The sequence below is a fragment of the Cellulomonas sp. URHB0016 genome (assembly GCF_054057935.1).
The window spans coordinates 2,842,669-2,859,604 of record NZ_JBSRZU010000001.1; the positions used below are offsets into that span (position 1 = coordinate 2,842,669).

A 16,936-nucleotide genomic window follows, 5' to 3' on the forward strand; every position below is an offset into this window, starting at 1 on the left:
TCGGATCGTCCCTTGCGGTACGGCGTAGGCCATACGCGGCGCTTCAGCTCCGTCAAGCGGCTGCTGCACGGATAGGCGTCGGTGTCACCTATCCGTGCAGCCACCCCCAGATCACACGTACGTGAGTCCGGCGGGACTGTTGGCTGCACCCACCGGGCGCGGGTCATGGGTGGTGCTCGTGAGGTCGGCCAGGACGTCGGTCGGGCTCGCACCCGTGGTGCAGCGGCAGCCGTCGCCTGTCGGCGGTGACAAGCCGCGCCCTGGCGGTGCCTGGCCGCGATCGACCACCCGAAGTGCCGTTCCCGGCGGGCGGGACACTCAGGCCGCGGTGGCGATCGCCTCCGGCTGGACGATGACGAGGACCTGGCCCGGGCCCACCTGGTCGCCTGGGGTGACCACGATGTCCAGGACGGTGCCGCCGACCGTCGCCGTGACCGGGGCCTCCATCTTCATGGCCTCCAGGGCGAGGAGCTGCTGGCCGGGCTCCACGACGTCGCCGGGGCGGACGTCGATCCGGAACACTGTCGCGACGAAGGGTGCCTCGACGCCCTCGCATCCGTCGGGGACGTCGGTGCCGGCCGCCGCGAGCACGGGCTCGGGGTCGCGGCGGTCGAACTCGCCGGCCGCCTCCCAGGCGGACCGCTCGGCGCCGAACGCCGTCGACTGCTGCCGCTGGAAGTCGGCGATCGAGGACGCGTTGGCGGCGAGGAACCGCTCGTGCTCGGCGAGGGAGAAGGTGCCGTCGTCGATGCGGACGTCGAGGCGTCCGGCGGCCATGTCGGCCCGCATGTCGAGCAGCTCGTCCGCGCCGACGGGGTGCCAGCGGATCACGTCGAAGAACCGGAGCAGCCACGGGGTGCCCGGCTCGAACGGCCGGTGCCGGGCGTGCGTGTCCCACACCTGGATGGTGCGGCCGACGAACTGGTACCCGCCCGGTCCTTCCATGCCGTAGATGCACAGGTAGGCGCCGCCGATGCCGACCGCGTTCTGCGGGGTCCACGTGCGGGCGGGGTTGTACTTGGTGGTGACGAGCCGGTGCCGGGGGTCCAGCGGTGTGGCGACCGGTGCGCCGAGGTAGACGTCACCCAGGCCCATGACCAGGTACGACGCGTCGAACACGGTCCGGTACACGTCGTCCACGGACGAGAGCCCGTTGATGCGGCGGATGAACTCGATGTTCCACGGGCACCACGGGGCGTCGTCGCGCACGCCCGCCATGTACCGCTCGATGGCCTCGCGGGTGGCCGGGTCGTCCCAGGACAGCGGGAGGTGCACGGTGCGGGACGGCACCACGAGGTCGGTGGTCGACGGGAGGGTCTGCTCGAGCTCCTGCACGAGGTCCAGCGCGCGACGCAGGGGGAGCGCGTCGGGGTCGACGTGCAACTGCAGGGAGCGGATGCCGGGCGTGAGGTCGACGACGCCGCGCAGCCCGTCGTGGTCCACGCGCTGCTGCACCGCCTCGGCCAGGGCGTGCACGCGCATCCGGGAGGCCAGGTCGAGGCGCATCTCGCCGTACTCGACCAGCAGGTTGTCGTCGCCGCTGCGGCGGTAGGTGACGAGCGTGTCGCTCTCCCGACGAGCGAGGATGCCGCCGTCGTCGTGCGCCGTGCGGCTCGGGACCGGGGTGGCCGTGGGGCTGCGGCGCAGCGCGTCGGCCTGCGGCTCGTCGACGGGCACGAAGCGGACCTCGTCGCCCGGGCGGAGCTGGCCGAGCTTCCATAGCTGGCCGAGCGCGACGGTCGCGGGGCAGGTGAAGCCGCCGAGGCTCGGGCCGTCCGGACCCAGGAGGATCGGCAGGTCGCCCGTGTAGTCGACCGCGCCGACCGCGTACGGGGTGTCGTGGATGTTCGACGGGTGCAGACCGGCCTCGCCGCCGTCGGAGCGGGCCCACGTCGGCTTCGGGCCGACGAGGCGGACGCCCGTGCGGGCCGAGTTGAAGTGCACCGACCAGGTGGCCTGGTAGAACTCGGCGACGTCGTCGGGCGTGAAGAACTCCGGCGCGGCGTGCGGGCCCTCCAGGGCGCCGACGAGCCAGGAGCCGGTGATGGTGGGGCGCTCGGCGACGGGCACGGGCACGGGCCGGGCGTGGCCGGTGGCCAGGGGCACAGGCCGGGCCGGCCCGGTGGTCGGGCCCGTGGTCGGGCCGGAGCTGCGGCCGCTGGTCGCCGTGTCGCCGCTCACGGTCGTCGCGCCGCCGAGAGCGAGCAGGTCGCCGGGCCGCAGCGGGACACCCGTCGCACCGCCGATCTTCCCGAGGTCGAACGTCGCCGCCGAGCCGAGCACGCGCGGCACGTCGAGGCCGCCGCGGACCAGCAGGTAGGTGCGCATCCCGGCGGTGGGCGTGCCGATCGCCAGCACGCCACCCCGGGGCACCTCGACCGGCTCCCACTGCGGCACGGGCGCGCCGTCCAGGGTCACCGGGGTCGGGGCGCCGGTCACCATCACCGTCGCTCCCGTGACGAACCGGAGCTCCGGGCCGGCCATCGTGCACTCCAGGCCGGGAGCGCCCTCCGGGTTGCCCAGCGCGCGGTTGCCGAGCCGGAAGGAGAGGTCGTCCATCGGGCCCGACGGCGGGATGCCGACGTGCCACAGGCCAGTGCGGCCGGGCCAGTCCTGGACGGCGGTGAGCATCCCGGGTCGGACGACCTCGACGCGCGGGGACTCGTCCCGCAGGTGCGCGAGCGTGCCGGTGTGGTGCAGGGCCTCGGCGACCTCCGGCGTGCGCACGATCGTGCGCAGGAGGCCGAGGTTGGTGGCGATGCCGTCGACGCGGGTCTGCGCGAGGGCGTCGTCGAGGGCGCGCCAGGCCTCGTCACGGTCGGCTCCGGCCGTGACGACCTTCGCCAGGAGCGGGTCGTAGTGGGTCGAGACCTCGATGCCGGGGGCGATCCAGGTGTCGACGCGGGCGCCCGCTGCGGTCTCGAAGGCCGTGATCGTGCCCGCCGACGGGAGGTGGTCGCGGTCCGGGTTCTCCGCGTAGACGCGGGCCTCCACGGCGGCGCCGCGCGCGACCAGCGGGGTGTCGACGACCGACGTGTCGCCCTGCGCCAGCCGGATCATCCAGGCCACCAGGTCCACACCGAACACGGCCTCGGTGACCGGGTGCTCCACCTGCAGGCGGGTGTTGACCTCGAGGAACGCCGCCTCCTGACGCTCGGCGTCGTACACGTACTCGACGGTGCCCGCCGAGCGGTACGCGACCGAGGCGGCGAGGTCCCGGGCTGCGGACGCGATGTGCTCGCGGACCTCGTCGGGCAGGGCCGGTGCCGGTGCCTCCTCGACGACCTTCTGGTGGCGGCGCTGCAGCGAGCAGTCCCGGTCGCCCAGCGTGACGACCCGGCCGAGCCCGTCGCCGAACACCTGGACCTCGACGTGCCGCGCGGCGGTGATGAGCCGCTCCAGGTAGACCCCGGCCGACCCGAACGCCGCACCCGCCGTGCGGCGGACGGCCTCCCACGCGGCGGTCAGCTCGTCGGGGGAGTGGCAGGCGCGCATGCCGATGCCGCCGCCGCCCGCGGTGGCCTTGAGCATCACCGGGTAGCCGATGCCGTCCGCCTCGAGGAGCGCGTCGTCGAGCGTGTCCAGCAGGCCGGTGCCCGTGAGCATGGGCATCCCCACGGCCCTGGCCGCCTCCCGGGCGGTGTGCTTGGAGCCGAACAGCTCGAGCTGCTCGGGCGTCGGGCCGACGAACGCGACGCCCGCCGCCTCGGCCGCGCGGGCGAACCCGGCGTTCTCCGAGAGGAAGCCGTAGCCGGGGTGGACCGCGCCCGCACCGGTGGCCAGGGCCGCCTCGATGATCGCGTCGGCGCGCAGGTACGACTGGTTCGCCGGGGCCGGGCCGAGGCGGACGGCCGTGTCGGCGTCGTGCACGTGCGGGGCGCCCGCATCGGCGTCGGAGTAGACCGCGACCGTGCGCAGACCCAGGTCGCGGGCGGTCCGCAGGATGCGGACGGCGATCTCACCGCGGTTCGCGACGAGCAGGGTGTCGAACGTCATCGGGTCACCACCATCCGGACGGGAGTCGGGTCGAAGCCGTTGCACGGGTTGTTGACCTGGGGGCAGTTGGAGACGACGACGAGCACGTCGCGCTCGGCCCGCAGGCTGACCGACAGGCCGGGCGCGGAGATGCCGTCGACGATGCCGAGCGCCCCGTCGGGGTCGACCGGCACGTTCATGTACCAGTTGATGTTCGAGACGAGGTCCCGCTTGCCGAGCCCGTGGCGCCCGCCCTCGGCGAGGAAGTTCTCCGCGCACGCGTGCTGGGCGGCCGTGTGGTGGCCGTACCGGAGCGTGTTCGACTCCTTGGAGCACGCGCCGCCGAGGGTGTCGTGGCGGCCGCACTCGTCGGCCGTGACCGTCATGAGCGGGCCGTGCTCGCAGTCGCGGAGCACCGAGCCCGTGGTGAGGAAGATCGAGTCCTGCGCCTGGATCGTGTCGGGGGCGCTGTAGCGCAGCGTGGTGTCGTGCGCGTCGTAGACGAGGAAGTCGACGGCCTGGTTGCCGCCCAGGTCGACGATCGTCAGGGTGTCGCCGGCGGCGATCACGGCCGACCAGGGGGCACGGGCCGGGACGACCTCGTCGAGGAGCACGTGCGGGACGGCCGGGTCGACTGCCGGTGCGACGGCGGTGGTCAGGTCGGTGGTCATGCGATCCCCCGGGCGGTCAGGTCGGCGACGGTGTTGGCGAAGGCACGGCGGCCCTCGGGTGTGGCGGTCCACAGCGGGTCGGACTCGTCGGCGGGGCGGCCCTTCCATGCGACGACCTCGAGCGGCGTGCTGGTGAACTCCGGGCGGGGGTCGAGCGGGTGGGCCGTGTTGGCGACGAGCAGGATCAGCGGCGCCTCGGCTCGGATCGTGAGCGCCCGGCCCGCGCCTGCCGACCCCTCGAACACCGGGTGCCCGTCGGCGTCGATCCGGACGCCCTGGAAGAACGAGATGCTCGGCGGGAGGTCGCGTCGGGCCAGGCCGTGCTTCGCGGCGGCGACGGCGAACAGCTCGCGGCCCGCCGGCGACCCGCCCTGCGGCGACCCGTCGCCGTAGCGCTGCTCGTTGCGGGCCCGCGTCGTCGTGCCGTACAGCGCGTCCTGGCGGCCGGACGTGTCCCCGACGACCGAGGCGAGCACCCGGCCGGCGTCCGAGAGCAGCAGGTGCCCCGACGTCAGGTACACCTGCCACTGCACCTTGACCGTGTCCGCGACGTTGAGCCGCTCCCACGGGCGGTCCGCGCGGTAGGCCAGCAGGTGCGCGCAGGCGTCGCCGGCCACGTCGGTGAGGCGGACGTGCGTACCGCGGGCCACGACGAGCTGCGTGTACCCGCCGCCCGGGACGACCTCGGCGTGCACGAGGTCCCGCCGCTCGACACCCTCCGGGGGGTGCGGCCAGGCGCTCGCAGGGACCGTCGGCATCGCGAGGACACGGCCGCGGTGGTCGGCCTCCTGCGCGCGGGCGTGGGCCTTCGCACCGGCAGTGGTCGCCGTGCCCGTGGTCGCCGTGCCGGGGGCCGCCGTGCCGGTGGTCGCGCTGGTCGTCGTGGTCATGTCCGCTCCTGGTCTGTGCGCGACATTTCTGTCGTCTGACAGAAACAGCGTGCCGACGGGCGGTTCCGGCCCTGTCACCGGCAGGTAAACCTCTCGTTACGTGCAGGCTCGGGACGCCTCATCGGCGGTGATACGTTCGGCGGGCCATGGCTCGCAGACCCGGTCGACCCCGCGCGAGCGGCGACCCGCACGGTGAGCGCGACACGCGCCAGGACGTGCTGGACGCCGCCGCCGCGCTGTTCTGCACCGTCGGTTTCACATCGACCAGCACCCGGTCCGTGGCCGAGCGGGCGGGTGTGCGGCAGGCGTCGATCTACCACCACTTCGCCGGCAAGGACGCCCTCCTGCTGGAGCTGCTGCTGGGCACCGTCCGTCCGTCCGTCGAGCTCGCCGACGCGCTCGCGGCCGCCCCGGAGCCCGCCGACGCGCGCCTGTGGGCCCTCGCGCACGCCGATGTCCGGCTGCTCACCACCGGGCCGCTGAACCTCGGGGTGCTGTACGTGCTGCCCGAGGTCGCCGGCGAGCAGTTCGCCGAGTTCCACGCGCAGCGGGACCGGCTGCGCACGCGGTACGACGAGCTCGCGTCGGCCGTGGCTCCCGACGGGACGGGCGCCGAACGGGGGCCGCTCGTGCTGGGGCTCGTCGAGTCGGTGATCCTGCGGCGGCGGGACACGGCGTCGCTGGACCCGGTCGCCGTCGCGGACGCGGTCGCCGACGGCGTGCTGCGGCTGCTCGGGTGCGACGAGAGACGGATCGCCGCCGCCCGGACGGGGGCCGGCGCTCTCGTCTGACGGGGCGCGCTCGTCCGCCGCGGCGGGTCGTCCGGCCGGCGTGCGCTCGGTCGCCTCCCTGCGCTGTCGCCACCGCGCGCTGCGTCCGTCGGTGGTCGGGGGGCGGAGCACGCCTGGGCCGGTCGGTGACGCCGGGCCTGTGGATGACGGGCTTCGCGCTCGGTCGGTTCTTCGTACGTTGACCGCCGCGTCGGCCTCGGCGCGATGTCGACCAGGGGGTCCTCCGGTGCTACGTGTCCGCCCAGCCGTTCTCGCGCTCGCCGTGGTCGTCGCCCTCGTGGGGTGCACCGACGACGACAGCGGGGCAGAGGTACCCGACCCGTCCCCGTCCGTCTCGCGACGACCGCCGATCACGTCGGCGGAGCTGGTGGACGCCGGCCTGGCCCGCGCGCCGGGCTACGGCACGGGCGACCTCGACCTGGGCGTCGTCCCGTGCGACACGACGGCGACCGACCGTTACGGCACCTTCACGCGGACGTGCCTGCGGGATGACGCACCCGTCCTGGCCTTCGATGCGACGGGTCCGGACCGCTCGCTCCTGGCGCCCGGGAGCCAAGGGTTCGACGAGGGCTACGTGCGGGCGGCGGTGGCCGCCGCGGGGCGCTTCGTGGTGCAGGACCTCATCGACTCGACGGCGCAGTGGGACGACTCGCCCGAGGCCTGGGCGGGCCTCGACGCCGCGACCGGAGCGCTCTTCGGCGATTCGCCGCACGACGTCCGGGCCTCGATCGGCGACGGCACGACGACCGGCTGGTCGGATGCGGGGGACTGGCGCGAGAACCAGGGGCTGCGGCCGGCGCCCTACGAACCGGGTGTCCCGCGGATGTCGTTCGACGAGCTCGAAGTCGCAGGGATCACGATGAGCGCGATCGACGGCGACTACCGGCTCGGGTTCTCCGGCATCAACGTCCAGGTCGACGCGAGGTACCGGCAACCGGTCCTGACGGAGGACGGGCGGACGTGGGAGCTCGTCCACTGGCTCTCGGCGACGATCTCCTCCGACGAGGCGACGGGTGCCGCGAGCGGGATCGAGTGGCGCGACCACGTCACCGTCGGTGCAGAGGTGCCGGACGTCCGCACCATCGCCCCGCTGCACGGGCTGGCGGGTGCCGCCGGCCCGGTGGCGACCATCGACGACCTGTCCCTGACCCTGCTCGAGGGAGCGGTTCTCGCCAAGGAGTCCGAGAACGAGGCGCGGAGCTGGAAGACGTTCACTCTCGGGCCCGGGCGCGAGCTGCGGATCGACGGAGCCGGTTCGTACGCGGCTCCGGGCGAGGGAGTGCGGTGGACCGCCGTGCGAGAGTTCGAGAACTACCGGCTGCTGGTCCCGGGCGCCGCATCCGCGCTCGCGGAGATCGGGACCGACGACGAGGGGCGCTACCGCGTCCGCGTCGACCTCGACGCCAGCACCTCGGACGGTGGGACGCGCGCCTACCACGTCGAGTGGGACTCGACGCCCGAGACCGCGCTCGCCGAGCTGCAGCAGATCGCCGGTTCCATGAGCTTCTCCGTCAGGTGCCCCGTCCCCTCGCGTGTGCGGGCGTGTGCGCGCACTCGACGGTCGGTGATTTAACACAGGCGTTGCACGGGTGCATCGGGCCGGACACAGGCCGGGTGGTCAATGAACCTGTCGGGCGACAGAAACCCCGACGGCTCGTCCTGACCTGATGAACCGTGCCGCCGGCGCCCCCGCGCCCGAGCGGCCTCAGCACCCCGGAGCGACCATGATCATCGCCGGAGTCGGGCTCTCCGTCCTCGCCGTCGTCCTCGTCGGCATCGTCGTCGCCCGCAAGGTCGACGGCGACAGCGCCAACTATCTCGTCGCCGGGAGAAGGCTGGGTGTGCCGCTCGTCGCGGCGTCGCTCATGGCCGCTGCCGTCGACTCGAACGCCACCGTCGGGAACACCGACCTGACCGCGTCCTTCGGGTTCTGGGCGGGGGCGTCGCTCGCGGTCGGCCTCGCCATCTGCCTGCTGCTCACGGGGCTGTTCCTCGCGAAGCCGATGAACAAGATGGGCCTCTTCACGCTCGGCGACTTCTACCGGGTGCGGTACGGCCGAGGGGTGGAGGTCGGGGCGTCGGTGCTGATGATCTTCGCGTTCGCGATCCTCATGGCCGGCAACCTCGTGGCCTGCGGGTTCCTGCTGGAGAAGTTCCTCGGCATCGAGTACTGGGTCGGCGTCGTCGTCTCCGTGGTGCTGGTGCTGGCCTACACGGTCGGCGGCGGGATGTTCTCCGACGCGTACACGGCGGCCATCCAGATCACCATCACGGGTGTCGCGACCGTCGGGATGCTGTGGTGGGTCGGCTCGACGATCGGGTTCCACGTCGCCCCGGGCACCGGTCCGTTCGACTTCGAGCAGCTCACGTCGACGAGCTCCGGGGCGCCGATCAACTGGGCGACGCTCATCGCGCTCGGCATCGGTGACATCGTCGCGATCGACTTCATGCAGCGGATCTTCGCCGCCCGCAGCCCGCAGGTCGCCCGCCGGGCGTGCTTCAGCGCGTCGGCCGGCACCGCCTTCGTCGGCATCGCGTACGGGATGATCGCGCTGACCGCCGCGACGACGCTCGGCCTCGACCCGGCCGACGGCCCGGTGCTGTTCACGCTGCTCGACGACTACGCCCCGGCCGGCCTGACGATCCTCGTGCTGTCGGGCATCGTCGCGGCGTCCTTCTCGACGGCGTCGGGCGCGATCCTCGCCACGTCCGCCGTCGCGGTCCGCAACATCTTCGGGGTCCGGCGGATCGTCGACGAGCCGGGGGTCAAGGACCCGCTGCTGAAGTGGACCCGGGTGGCGATGCTGCCGATCGTGGCGTTCGGCGTGACCATCGCGCTCGAGGTGGCCCAGACCGGGATCCTGCTCACCCTCGCGTTCGACCTCATGCTCGCCGCGCTGGTCGTGCCGTTCCTGCTCGGGCTGTTCTGGCAGCGCGGCGGGACGCGGGCGGCGGTCGCGGCGATGTCCGTCGGGCTCGTCGTGCGGCTCACGCTGTTCGTCCTGACGCCCACGATGTACGGCGTCCCGAACGACGTGCTCTACATCGAGAACTCGTGGGTCTCCGCCTCGTTCGACGGCTGGCCGACGATGTACGCCGCGGCCGCCTCGCTGGTCGCGTACCTGCTGGCGGCGGCCCTGTGGCCGCGGACGGTGGCCGAGGAGGCCTGGGCGCTCACCGATGTGGCGCCCGCCGCGGCCGGCGCGTCGGGGCAGGGTGACGAGGACGAGACCGTGCCCGTCCTCGCCTGAATCACTATTACGGTAGGCGCATGACCATCCAGGTTCGGCCGGCGCTCCCGGCAGACGTGCGGGCCATCGGCGGGCTCGTGCAGCCCTACGCCGACCAGCGCATCCTGCTCGCCAAGGAGTGGGTCGGCTACTACGAGGCCGTGCAGGAGTTCCTCGTCGCCGAGGCGGAGGACGGCACCGTGGTGGGATGCGGCGCCCTGCACGTCATGTGGGACGACCTGGCGGAGATCCGCACGCTGGCCGTCGACCCCGCCTACCGGGGTCGACGGGTCGGGCACCTGCTGCTGGAGGCGCTGCTCGACCGGGCCCGCGCGCTCGGCCTGCGTCGGGTGTTCTGCCTGACGTTCGAGGTCGCGTTCTTCACGTCGCACGGGTTCGGGGTCATCGAGGGGACACCCGTCACGCCGGACGTCTACGCCGAGCTGCTGCGCTCGCACGACGACGGCGTGGCGGAGTTCCTCGACCTGGCCCGGGTCAAGCCGAACACCCTGGGCAACACCCGGATGCTCGTCGAGCTCACCTGACCGTCCCGCCACGACGAGTCAGCCGAGGGCAAGCCCTTCGACGTCGATGCTGTCGCCGACGACCTCGGTCCTCGTCCCGTCGGCGCTCACGACGAACCCGGAGACGAGGATGCGCAGGCGGTGCTCCCCCGCCGGGAGCGGCTGGCCCGTGCCGACGACGGCCAGCTGCTCGGCGACGCCCGGCGCGGGCAGCCGCAGGTGCCGGTCGGGTGCGGTGACGGAGCTGATCGCCAACGGGCCGGTCGCGATCACTCTGCCGGTCGCATCGAGCGCGACCGCCGTCGCCTGGACCGTCAGGGTGTCGCCTGCCCTCACCTCCTGGTCCCAGGCGATGTCGAGGTCGACGCCCCGGTCGGCTCCGCTGCCCGCGACGGTCGCGGTGGTGGTCAGGCCCCGCGCCGGCTCCACGGGCACCGGGACGAGGCTGCCGTCCACCATCGTGACGGGCAGGCCGCCGGTGAAGACCGGCTGCACGGTTCCCGTCGTCGAGACCAGCGTGGTGTAGGTGTACAGGGCGTAGGTGCCGTCCGGTAGACGGTCCCCGGTGCAGCCCAGCGTGGACGCGGTCGCGATCGTCATCGTCGCCGAGCCCGGTGCCAGATGGACCGGGTGCGCCTCGTCGGACGCCGCGGCGGAGACGATCCGGTCGTCTGCTGCGAGGTACAGCACGGGACGCGTCAGGCGCCCGTCGAACGTGGCGCCGGACCGGCCGCGCAGGTCCACGTTCACGGTGACGGTGTCCGGCCCCGGCGCGCCCGGGAGCTCGGGGAAGGCGACGGCCGACAGACCCGCGGTGCTCCCCGCGACCGCCGGGAGCGGATCGCCGCAGGCAGGCGCGGTCGCGGGCGCCGTCGGGGCGGGTGCCACGTCCGGCCCGGCCGGTGCGGTGCGTACCGACGTCCACCCGGCGTGCCCGAGCCCGAGCACCAGCGCGCACCCGGCGGCGGCGGAGACGAGCCGCGTCGCGACGCGGGCGGTGCGGCGGTGGGCGGTCCGGGCCGCGACGGCGGCGACGTCGAGGCGACCGACGGGCGCGGTCCGCTCGCGCTCGACGAGGTGCTCGTGCAGGTCGTACGTCATCGATGGCTCCTCTCGACCGCGAGCTCGACCTCGGTGTCCGGTGCGGGTGGCGGCGCGGCGAGCGGACCGAGCGCCGTCCCGAGCCGGTCCAGGGCGTCGGACAGGTACCGCCGCACGGCTCCTTCGCTGATGCCGAGCGTCGCGGCGATCTCGGCACCGGACAGGCCTTCGAGGTAGCGCAGCACCACGCACACCCGCTGCCGCGGGCTCAGGGTCGCGAGCGCCGCGTCGAGGGCGTCCCGGTCGTCGGCGCCCGTGTACGCGTCCGGGGCCACGGCCGGCGCGGCGACCAGGTGCTGCACCTCGCGCCAGCGCCGCGTGCGGCGCGAGTCGTCGATGAGGATCGTGAGCATCGTCCGGCGCACGTACGACTCGAGGGTCGCGGCCGCCCGGAGCCGAGGCTTGCGGGTCAGCACCCGGACGATCGCCTCCTGAACGAGGTCCTGGGCGTCGTCGGCAGAACCGGTGAGCAGGTAGCCGTACCGCAGCAGGCCCGGGCCGCGGTCGCGCACGAGCTCGTCGAGCACGTGGGACCAGCGGTGCATACCGCGCTCCTTCATGGTGAGAGGACAGGGCCGTCACCACCAAGACGGACGAGGGGCCCTCCGTGTTGGGGCCGGAGGCCGACGAGTTTCTCAGTGCGGCAGCTCCCGGAAGGAGGTCCCCAGGTCCAGGGCGCCCGACGTCTCGACGACCACGGCGGTGAGGCCCGTCGTCGCCCACGTCTGGTGGGTCTCGCCCGGCTCCCAGACGACGAGCGTCCCGGCGGTCACCGGACGGCGCGGCTCCTCGTCGACCTGGACCTCGCCCGTCCCGGCGACGACCGCGAACACCTGACGGCGGACCGCCGGGTGCCGGCCCAGGGTGCCGCCGGCGGCGACGTGCGCCACGTTGACGGAGGCGGTTGCGGCGTCGGTGAGCGGCGGGAGGAAGTCCATCAGCACGCCGGACGAGCCGAACGCGTCGACGGTGCGGGACGGGATCGCGAAGAGGCGCATGCCGGCATCCTCCCTCGTCGCAGGCCCGCGCTCAGCGCAGCACCAGGCCAGTGCAGCACCAGGCCAGTGCGGCACCGGGCGGCACCGGGTCGGTGCGGCGGCCGGGTCGCTGGAGCTCGACGTGGTGCCCGGGACCGGCGCGGCCATCGCGGCGGCGGGCCGGTCAGTGCGGCAGGCGGTAGGTCGGCGGGTCGGTGTCGCCGCGCACGACGAGACCGTCCGCGACCAGGGCGTCGAGGCAGCGCTCGCGCTGGGCGGTACCCGGCCAGACGGCGTCGACCGCCTCGGCCGGGACCGTGCCGGTCGCCTCCCGCAGCAGGGCCATGATCCGGCCCCGGACCTGCCGGTCGGTCCCGGTCCACGTCTGGGTGCGCCGTCGAGCGGCGTGCTCGTCCGACGGTCTGCCGGCGGCGCGCCAGGTGCACAGGGCCGCGACAGGACAGTCGTCGCAGCGTGGTGCGCGTGCCGTGCAGACGAGCGCGCCGAGCTCCATCGAGGCGGCGGCCCAGCGGGCGGCCGTCAGGTCGTCGTCCGGCACGTAGGTGCCGGCGAGCAGCGTCTCCGCCACGGTCTGCGAGGGGGCCGGCAGGGCCGCACCCGCCACCGTGCGGGCCAGGACGCGGCGGACGTTCGTGTCGAGCACCACCGACCGGCGGCCGAACGCGAACGCCTGCACGGCGGCCGCCGTGTACGCGCCGATGCCGGGCAGCGCGAGCAGGTCCGCCGTCGAGGCGGGCACCGAGCCGCCGTGCCGCTCCACGACCGCGCGGGCGCACTCCTGGAGCCGCAGTGCCCGGCGCGGATAGCCCAGCCGGTCCCAGGCGCGCAGCACGTCGCCCGTCGAGGCAGCGGCCAGGTCGGCCGGGGTCGGCCAGGTGCGCATCCATGCCCGCCACGCCGGCTCCACGCGGACGACCGGCGTCTGCTGGAGCATCACCTCGCTGACCAGGACACCCCACGGGGTGCGGTCCGGGGCGCGCCACGGGAGGTCGCGCGCGTGCTCGTCGAACCAGGCCAGGACCGGGGCGTGGAGCGCGCCCGGCGCGGGGGCGACAGGAACGGGGGACGGCACCGGAGCATCCTGCCTCAGGTTCGGCGGGCTCAGCGGCCCCAGGGTTGACCAGCTCCGGCTCGGGCCCCACGAAGTCCTCGGTCTTGCGCGTGACGAGGACCAGGTCGTGCACCATCGCGGTGGCCGCGAGGTAGGCGTCGTTCGCCGGGCGGCGGTCGGGCAGGTGCAGGTCCGCCGCGGCGAGCGCGACCGCGGTGTCGACCGGCAGGACCCGGTGGGAGAAGTGGCGCAGCGTGCGCTGCCGGGGTTGACGGGCTGCCGGAGCTCAGTAGGTTGGGTCGCGCTGAGTCAGGCACCTCGTCAGGGAGCCGTCGTCGTGCACGAGCTGTGGTCGTCCCGGTGGTTCCGGTCGTCCCGGCCGGGCTCCCTGACCCGCGCGGGAACGATCGCCGACCCGATCGCGCGCCGATGACGGCCGCACGCAGCGGCGACGACCGGCCGACCCCGCCGGAACCGCTCGGCCCGCCGCTGCCCGACGAGCACGGCGCCGAGCTGTTCCGCGACGCCTGGGGCATCCCGCACGTGCGGGCCACCGGCCACCTCGCCCTCGCCCGCGCCCAGGGACGGGTCACGGCGCTCGACCGCGGCTGGCAGATCCAGGTCGGCCGGTGGCGGGCCGAGGGCCGTCTCGCCGAGCACCTCGGCGCAGCGGGCGTGGAGTGGGACCGGTTCGCGCGTCGTGCCCGGCTCGCCGACACGGCCCGACGGGCCTTCGACGCGCAGCCCGGCGACGTCCAGGACTGGGTCGCGGCGTACGTCGACGGCGTGCGGGACGGGCTCGCGTCGTCGGGGGGCACCCCGGAGACGACAGCGCTCGACGAGCGGTTCGGGGACGTCGTCGAGGCCGAGCCGTGGCCCGTGTGGGCACCGCTGGGGGTGCTGCACGTCGCGCACGCGCTGTTCTCGTCGTTCCCGCGGCTGCTGTGGCACGACCACGTGCTCCGGACGGTCGGACCCGACCTCGCGTCGGTCCTCGTGCCCGACGGGACGGGCGGGACCGCGCATGAGCCCACCGCGGGCAGCAACGCGTGGGCGCTGCACGGGTCCCGCACCGCGTCCGGCCGGCCGCTGCTCGCCGGCGACCCGCACCGCGTCATCGAGCTCCCCGGCCCCTACCAGCAGGTCCGGCTCGCATGCCCCGAGTACGACGTGGTCGGGCTGGCCTTCCCCGGCGTGCCGGGGGTCGCGCACTTCGGCCACACCGGCACCGCGGCGTGGGGGATCACCAACGCCATGGCGCACCACGTGGACGTATTCCGCGAGCGGCTGCACCGCGACGGCGGCGGCGTCCGCGCGCTCGGCCCCGACGGCTGGGAGCCGACGAAGGTGTCGGTGGAGCGGATCGAGGTGCGCGGGGGGCCCGGCGAGACGGTGGAGGTCGTCGAGACCCGGCGCGGGCCGGTGGTCGTCGACCGTGGGGCCGGGGCGGCGTACAGCGTGCGGATGCCGGCGCGCGTCGACGGCGACCTCGGGGTGGCGTGCCTGCCCGCCCTCCTGCGCGCCCGGACCGCACGGGACGTCGCGACGGCACTCGCCGGGTGGGTCGACCCGGTCAACCGGGTGCTCGCCGCCGACACCGACGGCACCGTGCTGAGCCTCACTGCGGGCCGTGCGCCGGCCCAGTCCGTCCGCGGACCGGCGGTTACCGCTCGACGCGTGGTCCGCCGCCGCGCGCCCGGAGGCGTGGCAGGTGCTGCCCGCCGCCGTCGAGGTCACCGACGTGGCCGTCGACGCCAACGAGCGGCCCGACGGGCGCTCACCCGACCTCGGCACCGGGTACCCGTCGTCCTCGCGCGCGGACCGGATCGCCGAGCTGCTGGCCGCGCGTGCCGAGCAGCCGCTCACGCCCGAGGACATGACGACGATCCACGCGGACACCGATCTGGCGACCGCGGCGCCCCTGCTCGGCCGTCTCGCCGCCCTCGACGGTCTGACCCCGGCGGCCGACGACGCGCGCTCGCGCATGCTCGCCTGGGACCGGCGGATGGACGCGGCGAGCCCGGACGCCGCCCTGTTCGCCCGGTGGCGGGCGGCCGTCGTCGCCCGGCTCGCCTCGCATCCCGACCTCGCGCCGCTGCACCGGCCGCACGGCGACGGCGCGCTGTTCGACCCGTGGTTCTCCGTCGCCGGGCGCGTCACCGACGCGCTGCCACGGCTGCTCGACGTGCCCGCGCTCGACCCCGACGAGGTGCTTCGTGCCGCCTGGGAGGAAGCCGCCCTGGCGGTGGACCAAGCGGTGGCAGACGCCGAGCACGCCGGCACGGACGGGAGCGCCGACGGACGGACGGGCTCGACCCGCGAGCCGGCGCGCTGGGGCGACGTGCATCGGCTGCGGCCCGTGCACGTTCTCGACGCCGTGCCCGGGGTCGACGCCCCCGCCGTGCCCGGCGTCCCCCTCGGGGGCGACGCCGACTGCGTGCGCTCGACGACCGGCCTGCCCTGGTTCGGCGGTGACGTGTTCCGCGGGTCGGTGGCGCGCTGGGTGTGGGACCTCGACGACCGCCGGGGGAGCCGTTGGGGCGTGCCGTTCGGTGCGTCGGGCGACCCGGCCGGCCCGCACTTCGCCGACCAGCTCGGCGACTGGGCGGCGGCCCGGACCGTGCCGGTCGTGACCGGCTGGGAGCTGCTCCGGCCGCACCCGTGGCCGACGCCCGTCGCACCCGGCGCTCGGGGTTCGGCGTGACGGCGGCCGACGTGCAAGGGGCCGGCGTGACAGGCGGCCGCCCGCCGGCCACCGGGTGGCAGGGCCAGGTGGTGCACCCCCGCGAGGTCGAGGGCCGGGGGCCCTAGGCGTCCGGGTGCTCGGCCCCGACGCGGACCTCGACACGGTGCACGGCTGGGTGACCGCGACGGACGCGGCGCTTCCTCGTCGGCGAGCGCGCCGTCGACGTCACGTCCGGCGGCCATGGGAGCAGGACGCCGCGCACTGACGTCAGCAGGACCCGGCCGCCTCGACGGTCTGGACGGTCCAGACACCCTCCGAGTACTGCGTGAGCGTGAAGCTCGAGAGGATCGGCTCACCGATGCCCACGTCCGCAGCGGTGGACGTGCCGGTCGGGGTGGCGAACGTGGTCTCCCGGAAGTCGTTGCAGATCGTGCCCGTCGCGGTGCCGTCGCCGACCACGATGTCCCCGATGCGGGCGTGGAGCGCGCCGCCGACGGTCTGTCCCGCACCCGCGTTCCTGGTGGCGAGCTGCGCCAGGGCGTCGTCGACCGCCGTCGAGATGGAGAAGTTCATCTCGGTCGAGGGCTCGTTGCTGGTCAGCGTCCGCCAGTACGCGTTCTCGAACTTGTTGAGCGCGCTCCAGACATGGGTCTCGTCGATCCCCATGGCAGGGATGTTCTCGAACACGACGCCTGTGGCGGGTGTCGGCGTCGGCGTGGGTGTCGGTGTCGGTGCAGCGCTCGCCGTCTGCGCGACCGGCTCGGGCGCCGAAGCAGGCGTCGAGCATGCCGTGAGGCCGCCCACGCACAGCACCGACACCACGAGAGCAACGACCCGATCCACCACGTGCGCCTCCACGGCCGGGGTGCCCACGATGGGCGCCCGCCGACGTGAGGGTAGCGAAGCCGGCGGCGGCACGCCGGAGGTGCGGCGCAGTCGCACGTCCTCGATCTCGCCGTCACGCACGAGGTCGCAGTCGCACTGCTGTCCGAGAGCGTCCTGCGCATCATCCGGCCGTA

Annotated in this window: 12 protein-coding genes and 2 pseudogenes; 5 read left to right on the forward strand and 9 right to left on the reverse strand. The window is 74.5% G+C overall.

The window, feature by feature from the left end:
* Positions 1 to 318: 318 nt before the first annotated feature.
* Genes uca through ACVW07_RS13085 form a run of 3 tightly spaced genes read right to left on the reverse strand, consistent with a single transcriptional unit; the run spans position 319 to position 5,536 of the window.
* A complete protein-coding gene (gene uca, locus ACVW07_RS13075; protein WP_456819667.1) occupies positions 319 to 3,996 on the reverse strand; it encodes an urea carboxylase in 3,678 nt (1,225 codons plus the stop codon).
* A complete protein-coding gene (locus tag ACVW07_RS13080) occupies positions 3,993 to 4,646 on the reverse strand; it encodes an urea amidolyase associated protein UAAP2 (RefSeq protein WP_456819668.1) in 654 nt (217 codons plus the stop codon). Before ACVW07_RS13080 ends, uca begins: the two co-directional genes overlap by 4 nt.
* Entirely contained in the window at positions 4,643 to 5,536 is an 894-nt protein-coding gene (locus ACVW07_RS13085; protein WP_456819669.1) for an urea amidolyase associated protein UAAP1, read from the reverse strand. The genes ACVW07_RS13080 and ACVW07_RS13085 overlap by 4 nt, the downstream gene beginning before the upstream one ends.
* A gap of 146 nt (positions 5,537 to 5,682) precedes the next feature.
* Between ACVW07_RS13085 and ACVW07_RS13090 the strand changes: the two genes are divergently transcribed.
* From ACVW07_RS13090 to ACVW07_RS13105, 4 genes are all read left to right on the forward strand, one after another.
* Positions 5,683 to 6,327 (forward strand): TetR/AcrR family transcriptional regulator, encoded by a 645-nt coding sequence (locus ACVW07_RS13090; protein WP_456819670.1) that lies wholly within the window; start codon positions 5,683 to 5,685, stop codon positions 6,325 to 6,327.
* 226 nt (positions 6,328 to 6,553) lie between these two features.
* Positions 6,554 to 7,900 carry a hypothetical protein gene (locus ACVW07_RS13095; RefSeq protein WP_456819671.1) on the forward strand — a complete coding sequence of 449 codons (1,347 nt, stop codon included), beginning with the start codon at positions 6,554 to 6,556 and terminating at the stop codon, positions 7,898 to 7,900.
* Positions 7,901 to 8,051: 151 nt separating this feature from the next.
* Positions 8,052 to 9,578: a sodium:solute symporter family protein gene (locus ACVW07_RS13100; RefSeq protein WP_456819672.1), complete on the forward strand. Its 1,527-nt coding sequence runs from the start codon at positions 8,052 to 8,054 to the stop codon at positions 9,576 to 9,578.
* 20 nt (positions 9,579 to 9,598) lie between these two features.
* Positions 9,599 to 10,102: an amino-acid N-acetyltransferase gene (locus ACVW07_RS13105; RefSeq protein WP_456819673.1), complete on the forward strand. Its 504-nt coding sequence runs from the start codon at positions 9,599 to 9,601 to the stop codon at positions 10,100 to 10,102.
* Positions 10,103 to 10,120: 18 nt separating this feature from the next.
* On the opposite strand, the gene ACVW07_RS13110 is transcribed toward ACVW07_RS13105, so the two are convergent.
* The 5 genes and pseudogenes from ACVW07_RS13110 to ACVW07_RS13130 form a co-directional block, all read right to left on the reverse strand.
* Complete coding sequence (locus tag ACVW07_RS13110) at positions 10,121 to 11,182, reverse strand: hypothetical protein (RefSeq protein ID WP_456819674.1); 1,062 nt, start codon at positions 11,180 to 11,182, stop codon at positions 10,121 to 10,123.
* The gene (locus tag ACVW07_RS13115; protein ID WP_456819675.1) at positions 11,179 to 11,727 is read right to left on the reverse strand and encodes an RNA polymerase sigma factor; all 549 of its coding nucleotides are present in this window, start codon (positions 11,725 to 11,727) and stop codon (positions 11,179 to 11,181) included. Before ACVW07_RS13115 ends, ACVW07_RS13110 begins: the two co-directional genes overlap by 4 nt.
* A 90-nt stretch (positions 11,728 to 11,817) precedes the next feature.
* Positions 11,818 to 12,180 carry a cupin domain-containing protein gene (locus ACVW07_RS13120; RefSeq protein ID WP_456819676.1) on the reverse strand — a complete coding sequence of 121 codons (363 nt, stop codon included), beginning with the start codon at positions 12,178 to 12,180 and terminating at the stop codon, positions 11,818 to 11,820.
* A gap of 163 nt (positions 12,181 to 12,343) precedes the next feature.
* Entirely contained in the window at positions 12,344 to 13,252 is a 909-nt protein-coding gene (locus ACVW07_RS13125) for an A/G-specific adenine glycosylase (RefSeq protein WP_456819677.1), read from the reverse strand.
* Positions 13,253 to 13,349: 97 nt separating this feature from the next.
* Positions 13,350 to 13,496 (reverse strand): annotated as a pseudogene (locus tag ACVW07_RS13130) (PIN domain-containing protein); the annotation flags it as partial.
* A 164-nt stretch (positions 13,497 to 13,660) separates the two neighbouring features.
* On the opposite strand from ACVW07_RS13130, the pseudogene ACVW07_RS13135 reads away from it, so the two are divergent.
* Positions 13,661 to 15,935 (forward strand): annotated as a pseudogene (locus ACVW07_RS13135) (penicillin acylase family protein).
* Between the two features lie 249 nt (positions 15,936 to 16,184).
* Here ACVW07_RS13135 and ACVW07_RS13140 read toward each other — a convergent pair.
* Positions 16,185 to 16,763, reverse strand: a complete 579-nt coding sequence (locus ACVW07_RS13140; RefSeq protein ID WP_456819678.1) for a hypothetical protein — start codon at positions 16,761 to 16,763, stop codon at positions 16,185 to 16,187.
* Between the last annotated feature and the right edge of the window lie 173 nt (positions 16,764 to 16,936).

What these genes read in the sequence shown, in the direction of transcription:
- uca (WP_456819667.1), bottom strand. Translation starts at nt 3,996, where the DNA reads ATGACGTTCGACACCCTGCTCGTCGCGAACCGCGGTGAGATCGCCGTC.
- ACVW07_RS13120 (WP_456819676.1), bottom strand. Translation starts at nt 12,180, where the DNA reads ATGCGCCTCTTCGCGATCCCGTCCCGCACCGTCGACGCGTTCGGCTCG.
- ACVW07_RS13105 (WP_456819673.1), top strand. Translation starts at nt 9,599, where the DNA reads ATGACCATCCAGGTTCGGCCGGCGCTCCCGGCAGACGTGCGGGCCATC.
- ACVW07_RS13080 (WP_456819668.1), bottom strand. Translation starts at nt 4,646, where the DNA reads ATGACCACCGACCTGACCACCGCCGTCGCACCGGCAGTCGACCCGGCC.
- ACVW07_RS13085 (WP_456819669.1), bottom strand. Translation starts at nt 5,536, where the DNA reads ATGACCACGACGACCAGCGCGACCACCGGCACGGCGGCCCCCGGCACG.
- ACVW07_RS13100 (WP_456819672.1), top strand. Translation starts at nt 8,052, where the DNA reads ATGATCATCGCCGGAGTCGGGCTCTCCGTCCTCGCCGTCGTCCTCGTC.
- ACVW07_RS13090 (WP_456819670.1), top strand. Translation starts at nt 5,683, where the DNA reads ATGGCTCGCAGACCCGGTCGACCCCGCGCGAGCGGCGACCCGCACGGT.
- ACVW07_RS13115 (WP_456819675.1), bottom strand. Translation starts at nt 11,727, where the DNA reads ATGCACCGCTGGTCCCACGTGCTCGACGAGCTCGTGCGCGACCGCGGC.
- ACVW07_RS13110 (WP_456819674.1), bottom strand. Translation starts at nt 11,182, where the DNA reads ATGACGTACGACCTGCACGAGCACCTCGTCGAGCGCGAGCGGACCGCG.